The sequence below is a fragment of the Haloplanus sp. XH21 genome (assembly GCF_023276355.1).
Taxonomy (GTDB): domain Archaea; phylum Halobacteriota; class Halobacteria; order Halobacteriales; family Haloferacaceae; genus Haloplanus; species Haloplanus halobius.
Genome location: NZ_JALLPL010000001.1, coordinates 460,266 through 473,396 on the forward strand (window position 1 = coordinate 460,266; position 13,131 = coordinate 473,396).

The window sequence follows — 13,131 nt, forward strand, 5'->3', positions numbered from 1 at the left end:
CGTCGAACGCAACACGGCCGGGGATGAAAAGTTGGGCGGAGTGAGAAGAGAGCGACTAACCGAACGGACCCATGCCGCCCATCCCGCCCATGCCGCCACCGCCGCCGCCGTCGCCCTGCTGCATCTTCTTCATCATCCGCTGCATGTCGCCGTCGCCCATCCCCTGGAACTGCTTGATGGTCCGTTCCATCATCTTGTGCTGTTCGAGGAGTTCGCGGATGGACTCCTCGTCGACGCCGGCGCCGCGGGCGATGCGCTCGACGCGTGATTGACCGATGGTCCGCGGGTTCTCCAGTTCCTGGTCGGTCATCGAGTCCATCGCCACGTCGAAGGTGCGCATCCGATCCTGGGTCACGTCCATGGCGTCGTCGGGCAACTGGTCCATCAGCCCGCCGCCCATGCCGGGGATCATGTCCATCACCTGATCCAGCGGCCCCATGTTGTTCATCGCCTCCATCTGCTTTTGCATGTCCTTCAGCGTGAACGACCCCTCCATGATGTCCTCGGGGTCCCAGTCGTCGTCCTCGGTCCCCGTCTCGGCCATCGCGCGCTCGACGCGCTCGGAGAGTTGCTTGAGGTCGCCCATCCCCAAGAGGCGGGAGATGAAGCCGTCCGGTTCGAAGCGTTCGATATCCTGGACTGTCTCGCCGGTACCGAGGAACGCGATGGACGAATCGGTCTCGTTGACGGCGGTGAGGGCGCCGCCGCCCTTGGCCGTCCCGTCGAGTTTCGTGATGACGACGCCGTCGATGCCGATGGATTCGTCGAACTGCTGGGCCTGATCTTTGGCGCCCTGACCGATGGCGGCGTCGAGGACGAGCAGCGAGCGGTCGGGATCGACCGTCGACTCGATCTCCTCGATCTCGTCGATGAGGTCGTCTTCGAGCGCGTGGCGGCCCGCGGTGTCGACGATGTGAACGTCGGCGTCGCTGGTCGCTTCCAGCCCTTCGCGGGCGATTTCGACCGGGTCGTCGTTCTCGGGGTCGCCGTAGAACTCGACCTCGGCGCGCTCGGCCATCTGCTCGGCCTGTTCGTAGGCGCCGGGGCGGAAGGTGTCGGTCTGGATGATGGCGGGGCGCAGCCCCTTCTTCGAGAACCACCACGCCATCTTCGCGGCGGAGGTGGTCTTCCCCGACCCCTGGAGACCGGCGAGCATGATGGTCTGCGGTTCGAGGGGGAGTTCGGTCGACTCGCCGATCAGGTCGACCATCTCCTCGTAGACGATCTTCAGGACGTGATCCCGGGCGCTCGTGCCGCCCGGCGGCTCCTCTTCCAGCGCGCGCGTTTTGATCGAGTCGGAGAGGTCCATCACGAGGTCGACGTCCACGTCGGCCTGAAGCAAGGAGCGCTGGATCTCCTTGACGACCTCCTGGACGTCGTCCTCGTCGAGACGGGACTTCCCTTGGAGTTTCGAGAGGGTGTCCCGCAGAGAGCTCCCGAGATTGTCGAGTACCATTACCGGTGACTACGCGCCGGCGCCGGTAAAGGCTTTGTTCGTCCCGAACGCGCGGCACGCACGGGGAACGCGCATAAGACCCCGCAGTCCCAACTCGGGGCGATGCACCGCCGTTCGTATCTCCGGAAGGCGCTCGCGGCCACGGTCGTAACGGGCGGGCTTGCCGGCTGTGCGGAGTCGGGATCGTCCACGACGTGCTGCTCAGCATCAGTGCCGCGGAGGCGGCGAGGGGTCCGCTGTCGGCGTCCATCGAGCAACACGAACGCGGCCGTACCGGACCGCCAACGACGGGACGCTCTCCACGCTCGTCGACCACTTCGGCGACGCGGACTACGCCACCGGCCGCGAGCTCGAAGCCACCGCCGACGACGGCTCCCCTTGAGCGAGGCGGTGGCCACGGGACGCCGACTCGACGTGCGCGAGACCACGTCGTGGGCCGAACGTGCGTACGTCTTCGCCCCTGACACGACCATCGACCGCGAGGCCATCGAGGAGAAACGTCGGACAGCCGATCGAGGAGTACTGACGCGACGGGCGCGTCGTCATCGTCGCCGGCGAAGTGGAGAACTCGCTGGTGCGCCTGGTGTGACTGCCGGAAAGCCCTTACGGAGACGGCCGAAGGCGCGCCCATGCCCTCCAGACGAGCGGTCGTGAGCGGTGTCAGTACAGCCTTTCTGACCGGGCTCGCCGGATGCAGTGCGCTCGCCTCGCCCGATCCCACCGTCGTCGACACCGATCGAAGGCGGGTTCGAGGCGCTCTTCGGCGAGACGGACATCTACGTCACCGTCCAGAACGACGGCGCGGCGGGCGGCGTGATCGTCGAACTCGTACTGCTCGACAGCGAGGAGACGATCCCTACGACGACAGCCAGACGGTGGCCTTCGGGGCCGACGAGCGGCGGCGCGTCACGTTCTCGGTCGACGTGCCGAGGGGACGGAGCGTAGGGTGGTCGAGTCGTCTGGGGTAGTCGTCACGTCCGCTGGGGTTCCGGGCTTCATGACACATCCAGCCCCCATATTCTGGCGGTAAAGCTGTTCTGTGCCCCACCTTCGAAAATATCACCCACAGTCATTTCCGCATGGGACAAACCTTATTCCGCTATATAGAATGGCGCGGGTCCAAAAGTTGAGACTGCTAATCTCAATGCATACGACAGTAGTTAGGCCAGTGATGGCAAAACAATTTCTGGGACTACCACCTACCGGTTGAGCGTCGTGTATCGGGGATGTCTCGCGAAGGACCCTCCAGTATGTCGTGTTCGGGACCATTCCCGAAAGAGGTCGCCAGCGATCTCAGAGTACCGTCATCATGGCGAAACGTGATCTCGAAGTCACGTCACGCATGACTCGGTGGTTCAAAAGCCGCCGCTCGTAGTCCGGCTCGTTGAGAGCAGTCGAATAAGCACTCAGTCGTCAGGTTCGACGGGGATGTCGACGCCGCCTGTCCCGCCGCCGGACCCGTCCGTCTCCACCGCTTCGGCCAGGTCCTCCAGTGCGAGCGCGACGTTGCGCTTGTTCGCCTTCCAGAGCGCGTCGAACACGGCCCCGATGTAGGGGATGGACCCACCCGCCACGTCGATGGTGATGTTGGCGAGCATCTCCAGCAGCGTCGTGAAAGAGACTCCGAGGTACGCCGACTCGGCGACGATGTACAGGGAGAAGGCGCCACTCACCACGTCGCCAGCGACGGGGAGTGCTCCCAGAACCGGGTCGATACCGATGCGGACGCCGATGCCGGGGACGCGCACGCTCTCGTCGAGCACGTACGCGACCGTCTCCATCCGCTTGAGCGCGGCCTCGTCGACGCTTCCCGGTAGTTCACCGTCGTAGTTGACGTCGAAGCGAGATTCGAAGTCCGCGGGCATGGGGGTAGCGTTTCGAGTTGGTGACGGAAAGTCTGTGTGGTGGGCGTCGTCCCGACGCCAGTCTCGGCCCTTCATTCGTTCAACTTTCGTGGCGGAGGGTGTCATAGAACGATTACCACACTAAAGAGCTAGATGAACGCTGAGGTGGGATGATTCCGGTCGTGAGGTATTTTGGCCTGCACCGGATAGTAATGAGAGTGTTCGGAGAAGACATTACGCCAGCAGCGGCAGTACTCGGTCCCGGAGACGACGCTGACGTGGCAATTGTCGGGGGCATTCATGGCGATGAACCGAGTGGCGTTCGGGCAGTCCGGGAAGTTCTCGAATCCTCCACGAACTTACAGCGACCGATACAACTCGTAGTAGCGAATCCGCCTGCCGTCGCGAGCCATCGCCGATACCTCGATGCCGACATGAACCGAGTGTTTCCAGGCGATCCGGCCAGCGAGGACCGCGAACGCCGACTCGCTGCTGCGCTCCTCAAAATAATCAGCGACTGTGGCGTCGTCCTCTCTCTCCATTCCACCCACTCCTACGATGATCCAATCGCGCTCGTCTCACGGTCACACCCCGAGGTACAGGCACTAGCCGCTCGCCTCCCAGTTACTCACGTTGTTGACCCAACGCCCTGTTTTGAGGGAGCATTCGCAGCGTCAGCACCCGTTCTCACTATCGAAGCAGGCCGAACGCGTACCGAGGAGGCGACAGAGAACGCGCGGCAAATCGTTGAGGCCTTCCTCCAGTTGGTTGATGCACTTCCTGGGGAACCGGTAGAGGCAGATTCGACATATTACACGATGACTGAAGCAGTCTCGACACAGCCGGACGCCAACTACGATCTCCTCGTCGACAACTTCGAAGTGGTCGAACCAGGGACAACCGTCGTACGCAGCGAGAGGGACGAATACGTAGCCGATACCTCCTTCGTTCCGATTCTGATGTCCGAAACAGGGTATGACGACATCCTCGGATACAAGGGTGCTGTCGCCGGCGAGACGCTTTCGTCAGCGCGCAACGCCTGGGGAGTCTCCCCGATTCCCAGGAACTAATTCATCCGTGTCGTTCCGTAGAGAGTAACTGTTTTCCTGAGACAGACACCCCTATCGTGAGTAGCCACCAGACTCTCGGCAGAAGGATGGCAACTGTTCTACGACATTCTCTAATGAACGCCTTGGGAACCCTTCTATGACACCCTCTTAGTGGCGAACAAAGGCGAACTCTCCTGATTCAACCTGTCTGCGAAAGCGTTCGTGGGCTCGGATTCTGTGCCGGCTCCAATAATAATTCGTCCAGATCGGGGAGTTCGTATCCTAACTCCACCTACGCAACCACCCAAGTTATACAATAACGTCCCGAAGCCCGAGTGAACGTGTGATATTCAGATCGATAGTTGTCGCGACCGTGCCACAGTTTGTTCGGAGGAGTCGATGAGTGGGACAGCGTCGACGGCGAGTTCGGTCCGGAGTATCGAGGGAGTCGGTGAACGAGCGTTGCATTGGCTCCTTCTCGGTGGGAATCGAATCGCCGTCACTGGCGTTCTCGTCGGCGCTGTCGCGGTGCTGTTTTTCGCACTCACCCGGCTCGGGTTGTTGGCCATCGGGCCAGGGAGTGCTGCGGCGGCGGCCTTCGCGAGCGGATTCATCTCCGGTACGGTGACCCTTGTCACTATCGCGCTATCCATCAACCAGCTGGTCCTCTCGCGCATGTTCGGCTCCCCCAGGGAACTGTTCGATCAGATGGACGGCACGCGTGACCTCCGCCAACGGGTGCGGGAGCACGCCGGCGCGTCATCCGTGCCGAACGATCCGGCGGATTTTCTCGGCCTGATCGCCGAGACGCTCACCGAACGCGCGAACCGCCTCAGTTCAGCGTTCGAGTCCAGTGACGGCACTTCTGCCGAGGCCGAAGACTACGCGGAGGGAATCGCCACCTACGGTGAGAGCATCTCCGAGAAGATAGAGAGTCAGACAGCCATCGTAAACGTTCTAGCGGTCATCCTGGGTACTGAATACGCACGGAACATGACCGCGACAGAACATCTCCAGAACGAGTACGACCAGTTCTCTCCGGCCGCCGAGTCGGAACTCGATGCGATCGACGACCTCTTGGAGGCGATCGCCGTCACGCGGCAGTTCTTCAAGACGCTCTCGCTCCAGCAGGACTTCGCTCGACTCTCCCGTGTGGTCGCGTACAGTGGCCTCGTAGCCCTCGCCGCCAGCGTCGCAATGGCCCTCATCTATCAGCCCGCCTCCGTCACCGTTCCGGAACCGTCTCTCCCGCTGGTGTTTAGCCTCGGTCTCGGGATCATCGTCACGCCGCTCGCGGTGTTCATCGCGTACATGTTCCGTGCGGCAACCATCGCTCGCCACACTGTCTCAGTCGGCCCGTTCGTCCCGCCCGAGGAGCGAACCGACAGCGAGTGATGCCTCCCACTGTCTCGTCCTTTGAATGCTCTCGTGGAGGCACCTCTCAGGCCGATTCACACCGCCGACCCCTCGCGTCTACCATCGACGGCTCCCGTGAGGTCGCCTTCCTACTCTTCGGTCGCTTCGATGGACTCGGCGACGGTCTTCCCTTCGGTCCCCCAGACGACGTGGCTGTAGTTTAGCAGAGCGACGAACACGACACCACCGACGATGTTCCCGACCGTGGTGAGTGCGAGAAACTGAGCCCACTGGAGGAGGGTGATTTGGGCGCCAGCGAGCATGCCGGCGATAACCTCGATGTTGCCAGCGACACAGTGGGGCAGGTGACCGAATCCAATCGGGAACGTACAGACGATGATGATGGCGATACGACTGATACTGTCGCCCACGGAGGTGTGAATCCAGGACAGCAGTGCCATCAACCAACCGGCCATGATCCCGCCGGTGACGACGGCGAGCGGAGAGAGTTCGATGAACGTGCTGGCGACATCGATGAAGACCTCCGGTTCGATCAGGTCGAGGGCGGGACCACTCACGGAGATGAATCCGGCAAACAGCGTCCCGCCGACGATATTCCCGACAAACACGAGAGTCCACAGCCGACCGAGACTGCGTGACGTGGCATCCCCGGAAAGAACGGGGAACACGGCGAGAGTGGTGTGTTCTGTGAACAGTTCCGTCTGGCTCATGATCGCGAGGACGAACCCAAACGTGTACGCCCCCGATCGGAGGAGATACACCGCTCCATCGCCGAACAAGGGCCCGAGTACTGTCGTGACCATGAGCAGGCTGAAGACGCCGATGCCGAGCGTGAGCCCACACGAAAGCGACGACAGGAACTGGCCCTGAGCCGGGCGCTCAAGCTCCTTCAACCCCTCCTCGATCTGGAAACGGAGGATCGTCTGGTAGTCACGAGTCGTATCGTAGCTGTCAGGAGCCATCTCTGTGGGAATGAGTGAATCCCGACGGATACTATTTCGGTCGGTCTTGACGCCGAAACGCCGAGTCCCCCTGTTTGCTCTCCGACCTGAACCTACTCCCTCGCCGTGCGAAGGATGATTCTCTCTGGATCCCCGAGACGGGTGTGTAGTCGTCTCTCGACTCGGGGTATTTGGTCGAACCCGCTGATCTCCCTGTGTTTCGTCGAGCGGTCGAAGATGCTCGGCGGAACGGCCTCGACGGCCGACCGAATCGACGCCAGCGCACTATCTGGCAGCGTCTTGAACATGGTTTGCGTGCGCCGCTCGCTCAATCGGGTGACGCTCTCGACACATAGGGTGCGATAAAACCCGTCGCGACGCACGTCCGTGCCAACTGGCGCACGGGTTCTTTCACTTGAGAGACTTGGCGGCGGGTGGGGGTTGAGAATGTGAACCAGCTAGAACAGTGTTAACAGTTCGCAAATATTGTTTCTTTCGTCAACGGTAGCAGTAACACTCCCGTTCAGTACAGGGGTGCTACTTATCACATCGTACAGAAACACAGTACTCGAATTTGCTTCTAAAGAGGGAACCCGCAGGATTCGAACGAAGAGATAATGATGAAAGTTAACACACAACGTCCCCAATCGATCGTATGGACAACAATAACCAACATAATGGGTTGGATATTGAGGGGATCGTTCGACCTCCCACCGATCGCTATCGAATCCTCCACGTCGATGATGACCCCCCACTCGTTGATCTCACGTCCACCTTTCTCGAACGCGAACAGGAACTGTTCGAACTGGTCACCGAAACCAGTGCCTCCGACGGACTTGACCGCTTAGATGCTGCAGATCTCGACTGCATTATTAGCGATTACGACATGCCGGGAATGGACGGATTGGAATTCTTGGAGGAAGTGCGCATACGGTATCCCGACCTTCCGTTCATCCTGTTCACCGGCAAGGGGAGCGAAGAGATTGCGAGTGAAGCCATTGCTGCGGGCGTAACCGATTATCTCCAGAAAGCTGGAGGTGCCGACCAGTATGCTCTCCTCGCAAACCGCATCATGAATTCGATCGACAGGTATCATGCGAATCAGCAGATGGTTCGCGGATTCAAAGCAATAGATACCGCTCGCGAAGGCATCGCGCTTCTCGATGAAGACGGGTACTTCCTCTATGTCAACGAAGCCTTTGCTGAGATGGTCGGGTATGCTCAGGCGGACATCCTCGACAACCACTGGGAATTTCTCTATCCAGAGGACGATGTTGATATCCTCTACGATGAAATTCTGCCGACCGTCCCTGTCGAAGGACGCTGGTCAGGCGTCACGACGTACGTTCGTGAAGACGGTAAGCGAATTCAAGTCGATCATGCCCTCAGCCACACGGAGGACGGCACGATGATCTGTCTGATTCAGGAGATGACCACTAACGATATATAGGGAGATCTGCTTGTCAGCTTCTTCAGCAAAATGATCAATGAAAAACCACCGAATGGTTCTAGGACACCCTCGTTAGTGATGTATCAATTCCAGTAGCCGTCTTCGAACGTCGTAGGCGGAGTCGTACGTTTGGTTATCGGTTGCGGCAAGTACTTCATCGAGGGTTTCCGTTCCGCCCTGCGTTTCGATCTCATAGTCGCCATAGGCTTCAACCAATTTATCCGTTGTCGTCGGATAGTTGTGGGTTTCGAGTGCTTCATCAAGGTCACCGAGCCGCTCACCAGAATCGGCGCGCATCGGCTCTTCTTCATCGGCGCGGGTACGTGCCTCCTTTTGCATCCGCTCTCGCTGGCGACGTTTTTCGTCATCCGCTTGCTCGTTTCGGCCCTGTTTGTCATCTGCCATATTTGAGTTTTGGCTCTCTAGTCGGATAGTCCTGTGGACGGTGACGGGTGAGCCCGAACGTAACGGATAGACTTCGAAAAGCAGGTTCAGCGAACGCCTCTCCACCGGTCAGTCAGTACGATCCGCGGTCGCCGGACAACAAGAACGAAGGGCTAGTCCTATGCCCGGCGAAAAAACTCGTTGTGTTCCTCCCGAACAAGGGTTGCAAGCGTCCGCTGGTCGAACGTCGGAGGCACCGGCCATCACTCCATCCAGAGTCCATAAGTTGGCGAGAGCTCCGAAGCGGCGAGATCACTGGATCGGGGAGACTCGCGGCGTTACTGCCATCGGTCGGGACGAGCACCGCGTCGTACACGTGGTACTTGACGCGACACCACCATGTGAGTCTCGGGCCGCGCTACTCGTTCTGGTTGCCGACGTTTGCTTTACTCACCCTCGTCGCCGACGGCCGCGTTCTCCTCGCTCTTCGCTTCGGGTTCGCCCCAGTCGAGGTCACGGGACCGGTCGGTCTCCCGGAGGATGAACGGCCCGATGGAGAGCGTGCGCTTCGTCACGGTGACGATGCGAAGAATGTAGGATAACAGGAACGCGAACGGCAGCAGGGAGACGGCGACCCCCGCGCTCACCACCACGACGAGCGTGCGCACGCCGAACACGGTCCCCGGGAACAGCGCCGGTTCCAGGTAGAGAATACCCGCGACCGCCGTGAGGAGTGCGGGGATGGACGCGTACAGCATCGTCCGGGAGAGGTCGATGAGCGCCCACTGGAAGTACAGCGTCTTGAAGTGCTCGCGCGCCGGCCCGAACAGTTCGAGCGCGTTGATGAGTTCGTCGAACGCGTGGTGCGCTTCCTCGGTGAGCACGTCCTCGTTCTCTGCGCGGATGCGACGCGCCGCGTACAACTTCCACGAGTAGTTGTAGTTCAGCGCGGAGAACACCACGTCGAACTCCCCGAACTGGGAGCCTTCGAGATTGCTCTCGACGGCGTCCGCGTTCCGCTTCACGTTCTCTGTGAACGCGGCCACCTGATCGTTCAGGTTGTCGTTGTCGATGTCCGCGATGGCGTCCTGGAGAGCGTCCGTGTGGCGCTTCGTGAGTTTCACGAGCGACCGGAGGAACGCCGAGGGCTGGGCGGGGCTCACAGGCTCCTCGATGACATCCTCGACATCCTTCCGGAACGCCATCGCGCCCTCCATGCGTTCGCGCTGGTCCCCGACCGGCCCCTGTTCCTGGGAGAGGACGAGCTGGCTGAGCGTGAGCACGAGCGTGACGCCCGTGATGATGGACGTGAGCAGCCCCTGGAACAGCGTCTCGATGGGGTCCTCCTGGCTGAACAGCGCCGGTGTCCCGGTCGGGTGGAGTTGTCCGATGATGGCGAGCGCGAGGAACACGCCGCCCGCGATGCCAGCGGCAACCAGCCACCGGTTCGCATTCAACAGTAGCCAGAATTTCCGGCTGCTCTCCGGCACGCGCTCCCGCATCGTGTCGCTCGGACGACTTCCCTCACTGTCGCTCATACCGGCCGTACTCCGCTCACGATTGAAAAACTGGCTGCCGAACTCGGGTCAGGCCAGGTCAACGAGCAGGGACTCGGCCGCAGTCCGCCATCGGTCCGGCACGCGTCCACGTCCTGAGACGGATAACCCGTCGGGCGTCCTGGGAGCAAGAATAGGATCGCACCGACCACAAGGATAAGTGTCGAGAGTTTCATCTGACAGTACTTTGAGATTCAAGTGGTTACGTGTTACGCCCATTCATGTTCGGTTCTGCAGGAAAGAGGGAAACCAACCGGCGTCGTATGAGCGTTGGAGAGAATCCAGGCAGCACAACCTCTCTCTACGCGGTTTTTTAGATAAGATCATCAAGACATCGGCGTCTGTCGGGTTCGGTCTTTAACCGAATACGAATGCTACTGCAACCTAACGGCTATCGCATCATCAGCTAAGCCGTCGACTGGGATTAGTCGTGAGCGACAGTTGTGTTTCGCAATGGCCCACCACAGTCGGGACACTCATCTTCATGTTCCGGGTTTTCGACACCAGCGCCACACTCTTGACACACATACAACGTAGACTCGGCGGGATCAGGATCAGTTTCTACCATTATCAATAGTTATGTTTACCGACAGATAAAGTATGGGGTCTAATCATCGCGATACCTTCGCGACGGAGCATCAATCCATACAACGTTGGGATAAGTTGGTGACTGCTCACACTACATCTAACGATTAGCTACACCAGACCTGTTCGCGATTGAGGAATCCAATAGAGCTACCGAAACCGCTATACAGATAAGTTAGACGGACTCTTGAGTATGTCCGGGATATCCATCCATAGTGGTCGCGACTCGCGAGTCTCGATGGAGTGTCTTTCGACGAATCGCACACCAGCAGCACGTCGAGTGGCCCGCATATGACTCGACGCCGCTGTACGATCGAACCTCGCTCGCCGGGTTAGAATCGGACATCCGAGTCGTCTCGGAAATCTGATTTACTCACCACGAACACGACTCACACGAGCAGTTCGTCTGCGAACTCCCAATAGCCTACTTCAGATTCGAGGCTCACGATCGCTACGGGAATTCGACACGCTACGAGATGGACACCCTCTTTCGCGTGTTCGTGTTGAAAGAACTCCACGGATGGGACCACGAAACAGCACTACTCGAGTACCTCGATAGCTACTCCGACCTCTGTGAGCGCTTAGAGTTGGGGACGGTCCCTAATCAATCTACATTGTGGCGCACCTGGAACGAGCGCTTCACCGATGAGCTTCGGGAGACGGTCCAGAAAGCCGCTCGAGCAATTCTGATCAAAGCCCAGAATGCGGATGTCGCCGTGCCACGCGAACCAGAACGGAGTCTCCCGGATCAAGGCGACGCCGCCGCTGAATCGGACCCAAATGATCAAGCCATTCTCGACAAGGGAGGAACGATTACCAAGCACGTCAATCGAGTCGTGTTCCCCGAGTTCTCGCTCAATCGTGGCGAGGACTGGGAGATACACGAGAACGTCCACTGGGGCTTACAGACCTATCTGGGGCTCCGTGAGAACTTGGCGGCTAACGAGGGCGCTCGGAGCGTCATTCACGAGTCAACACGTGATCGAACACCCCTCGGGCACGGTTATCGCGACCAGATTCGTGATATCCCTGTCGAGCAAACTCGCGAGATGTACCAACAGGCGGCCCAGCAACTCATCGACGAGCTCGCGGAGACGGAGGAGTTCTTCCGGGCGGGTATTGTCGCGATCGACATCACCAAGGACGATCCCTTTACGGGCGACTGCACGGGCCACGAAGACGAAATCATCGGGACGAAGGAGAAGAACGACGAGTACGCCTACCAGTGGGCGACAGTCCAGCTCGTGGGCAACGCTGTCCCACTTGTGCTCGATGCGCGGCCAGTTCGACGAGGCGAGTCACGCAAAGAGATTGTCGAGGACTTGCTGGATTCGGCTGAAGAGCTCGTTCACGTCGATAACGTGTTAATGGACCGGGAGTTCGACAGCCAGCACGTTCTGGAGACGATCAGCCAGCGTGGGCTCTCCTACGTCGTGCCGAAGCGGATGCAGACTAGCGAGAAAGCCCAGGCGAAGCGGTTGCTCCAGCGCGATCAAGACCGGTACGAGACCGATCGGAAGCTCCATCTCGGGAAGAACGAGTGGCACGAGACGACTCACGGGTCGCAGTCCCTGGGAGCCAATCGGCTAGGTGTGAGATGGCGGGTGGTCTCCAGAGGAATGGGCGGATTCGAACAACGAGAAACTCGTCGCTTCGCTCCTCGTTTCTCTCGTTCGAACCGCCCTCGGTACACGGATTTGTGACTCACCGTGCGGTTCGTCACAAAATCCGATGGGCTCGGGCGGATTCGAACCACCGATCTCGGCCTTGTAAAGGCCGCGTCATAACCAACTAGACCACGAGCCCTCGTCGTCAACACCGGCCCCCGGCCGAATAACGGTTTCTGTCTTCGTCGTCCGCAAAACGCTTACCCGCACGCGGCTGAGTCGTCATCCATGCCACGCCGCGCGACCGTGTTCGCCACCGTCGCCCTCCTCGTCGCCGTCAGCCTCGCGGGCTGTTTCGGTGGCGGAGCGGGGACGCCGACGCCGAACGGAGCGACGCCAGCGGGAACGGAGACCGCCGCCTCGACCGCGACACAGACACCGGTGACTCCCGGCGACTCCTACCGGACGGCGACCGTCGACCTCGTCGACCGCAACGGGACGCAGTTAGCGACGGTCGACGTCTGGATCGCGGATTCGTTCACCAAACGCTACACCGGGCTGAGCGACACTACCGCGCTCGAACCGGGGCAGGGGATGCTGTTCGTCCACGACCAAGAGGGTAATCACGCCTACGTGATGCGGGACATGGCCTTCCCGCTCGACATGGTGTTCATCGCCGAGAACGGCACCATCACGACCATCCATCACGCGCCGCTGCCGCCCGAGGGGGCGGGCGGGAACGACCTGACACGGTATTCGGGCCGCGCGAAATACGTCCTCGAAGTGCCGATGGGCTACACGAACGAGACGAGGATCGATGAGGGCGACCGGGTGCGCGTCGGCGACATCTGACCGAAAGGACCACCGGCGAGGGCGACGAAC

General features: G+C 60.1%; 12 protein-coding genes, 1 tRNA gene and 3 pseudogenes. 7 read left to right on the forward strand and 9 right to left on the reverse strand.

What is annotated here, in order from left to right:
- Window positions 1-55: 55 nt before the first annotated feature.
- Window positions 56-1,456 carry a signal recognition particle protein Srp54 gene (locus MXB53_RS02425; protein ID WP_248895614.1) on the reverse strand — a complete coding sequence of 467 codons (1,401 nt, stop codon included), beginning with the start codon at window positions 1,454-1,456 and terminating at the stop codon, window positions 56-58.
- 169 nt (window positions 1,457-1,625) lie between these two features.
- On the opposite strand from MXB53_RS02425, the gene MXB53_RS02430 reads away from it, so the two are divergent.
- Window positions 1,626-1,838, forward strand: a complete 213-nt coding sequence (locus tag MXB53_RS02430; RefSeq protein WP_248895615.1) for a hypothetical protein — start codon at window positions 1,626-1,628, stop codon at window positions 1,836-1,838.
- Between the two features lie 314 nt (window positions 1,839-2,152).
- Window positions 2,153-2,401, forward strand: a complete 249-nt coding sequence (locus tag MXB53_RS02435) for a hypothetical protein (RefSeq protein WP_248895616.1) — start codon at window positions 2,153-2,155, stop codon at window positions 2,399-2,401.
- A 461-nt stretch (window positions 2,402-2,862) separates the two neighbouring features.
- On the opposite strand, the gene MXB53_RS02440 is transcribed toward MXB53_RS02435, so the two are convergent.
- Window positions 2,863-3,321 (reverse strand): DUF4112 domain-containing protein, encoded by a 459-nt coding sequence (locus MXB53_RS02440; protein WP_248895617.1) that lies wholly within the window; start codon window positions 3,319-3,321, stop codon window positions 2,863-2,865.
- 149 nt (window positions 3,322-3,470) lie between these two features.
- On the opposite strand from MXB53_RS02440, the gene MXB53_RS02445 reads away from it, so the two are divergent.
- Together MXB53_RS02445 and MXB53_RS02450 are read left to right on the forward strand one after the other, a co-directional pair.
- Window positions 3,471-4,370 (forward strand): M14 family metallopeptidase, encoded by a 900-nt coding sequence (locus tag MXB53_RS02445; protein ID WP_248895618.1) that lies wholly within the window; start codon window positions 3,471-3,473, stop codon window positions 4,368-4,370.
- 378 nt (window positions 4,371-4,748) lie between these two features.
- Window positions 4,749-5,744, forward strand: coding sequence for a DUF7972 family membrane protein (locus tag MXB53_RS02450; protein ID WP_248895619.1), 996 nt, complete (start codon window positions 4,749-4,751; stop codon window positions 5,742-5,744).
- Between the two features lie 110 nt (window positions 5,745-5,854).
- Here the strand turns inward: MXB53_RS02450 and MXB53_RS02455 are convergent, their stop codons facing one another.
- The gene (locus MXB53_RS02455) at window positions 5,855-6,688 is read right to left on the reverse strand and encodes a formate/nitrite transporter family protein (RefSeq protein ID WP_248895620.1); all 834 of its coding nucleotides are present in this window, start codon (window positions 6,686-6,688) and stop codon (window positions 5,855-5,857) included.
- Window positions 6,689-6,861: 173 nt separating this feature from the next.
- Window positions 6,862-6,975: pseudogene (locus tag MXB53_RS16015) on the reverse strand (hypothetical protein); the annotation flags it as partial.
- A 347-nt stretch (window positions 6,976-7,322) separates the two neighbouring features.
- On the opposite strand from MXB53_RS16015, the gene MXB53_RS02465 reads away from it, so the two are divergent.
- A complete protein-coding gene (locus MXB53_RS02465) occupies window positions 7,323-8,117 on the forward strand; it encodes a response regulator (RefSeq protein WP_248895623.1) in 795 nt (264 codons plus the stop codon).
- Window positions 8,118-8,189: 72 nt separating this feature from the next.
- On the opposite strand, the gene MXB53_RS02470 is transcribed toward MXB53_RS02465, so the two are convergent.
- From MXB53_RS02470 to MXB53_RS02480, 4 genes and pseudogenes are all read right to left on the reverse strand, one after another.
- A complete protein-coding gene (locus MXB53_RS02470) occupies window positions 8,190-8,522 on the reverse strand; it encodes a DUF5789 family protein (protein WP_248895624.1) in 333 nt (110 codons plus the stop codon).
- Between the two features lie 185 nt (window positions 8,523-8,707).
- Window positions 8,708-8,841, reverse strand: a pseudogene (locus MXB53_RS15915) (site-specific integrase); the annotation flags it as partial.
- A gap of 106 nt (window positions 8,842-8,947) precedes the next feature.
- On the reverse strand, window positions 8,948-10,039 hold the full coding sequence (locus tag MXB53_RS02475; protein ID WP_248895625.1) for a DUF7972 family membrane protein: 1,092 nt from the start codon (window positions 10,037-10,039) through the stop codon (window positions 8,948-8,950).
- Between the two features lie 442 nt (window positions 10,040-10,481).
- Window positions 10,482-10,625, reverse strand: coding sequence for a rubrerythrin-like domain-containing protein (locus tag MXB53_RS02480; protein WP_143414393.1), 144 nt, complete (start codon window positions 10,623-10,625; stop codon window positions 10,482-10,484).
- A 232-nt stretch (window positions 10,626-10,857) separates the two neighbouring features.
- Here MXB53_RS02480 and MXB53_RS02485 point away from each other — a divergent pair.
- Window positions 10,858-12,198: pseudogene (locus MXB53_RS02485) on the forward strand (transposase); the annotation flags it as partial.
- 176 nt (window positions 12,199-12,374) lie between these two features.
- Here MXB53_RS02485 and MXB53_RS02490 read toward each other — a convergent pair.
- Window positions 12,375-12,448: transfer RNA gene (locus tag MXB53_RS02490), tRNA-Val, on the reverse strand.
- 89 nt (window positions 12,449-12,537) lie between these two features.
- Between MXB53_RS02490 and MXB53_RS02495 the strand changes: the two genes are divergently transcribed.
- Entirely contained in the window at window positions 12,538-13,101 is a 564-nt protein-coding gene (locus tag MXB53_RS02495; RefSeq protein WP_248895627.1) for a DUF192 domain-containing protein, read from the forward strand.
- The last annotated feature ends 30 nt before the right edge of the window (window positions 13,102-13,131 follow it).

Excerpts from the sequence above, each read along its gene's own strand:
- MXB53_RS02475 (WP_248895625.1), bottom strand. The coding sequence starts at position 10,039 with ATGAGCGACAGTGAGGGAAGTCGTCCGAGCGACACGATGCGGGAGCGC.
- MXB53_RS02455 (WP_248895620.1), bottom strand. The coding sequence starts at position 6,688 with ATGGCTCCTGACAGCTACGATACGACTCGTGACTACCAGACGATCCTC.
- MXB53_RS02425 (WP_248895614.1), bottom strand. The coding sequence starts at position 1,456 with ATGGTACTCGACAATCTCGGGAGCTCTCTGCGGGACACCCTCTCGAAA.
- MXB53_RS02450 (WP_248895619.1), top strand. The coding sequence starts at position 4,749 with ATGAGTGGGACAGCGTCGACGGCGAGTTCGGTCCGGAGTATCGAGGGA.
- MXB53_RS02445 (WP_248895618.1), top strand. The coding sequence starts at position 3,471 with ATGATTCCGGTCGTGAGGTATTTTGGCCTGCACCGGATAGTAATGAGA.
- MXB53_RS02495 (WP_248895627.1), top strand. The coding sequence starts at position 12,538 with ATGCCACGCCGCGCGACCGTGTTCGCCACCGTCGCCCTCCTCGTCGCC.
- MXB53_RS02470 (WP_248895624.1), bottom strand. The coding sequence starts at position 8,522 with ATGGCAGATGACAAACAGGGCCGAAACGAGCAAGCGGATGACGAAAAA.
- MXB53_RS02480 (WP_143414393.1), bottom strand. The coding sequence starts at position 10,625 with ATGGTAGAAACTGATCCTGATCCCGCCGAGTCTACGTTGTATGTGTGT.
- MXB53_RS02440 (WP_248895617.1), bottom strand. The coding sequence starts at position 3,321 with ATGCCCGCGGACTTCGAATCTCGCTTCGACGTCAACTACGACGGTGAA.
- MXB53_RS02465 (WP_248895623.1), top strand. The coding sequence starts at position 7,323 with ATGGACAACAATAACCAACATAATGGGTTGGATATTGAGGGGATCGTT.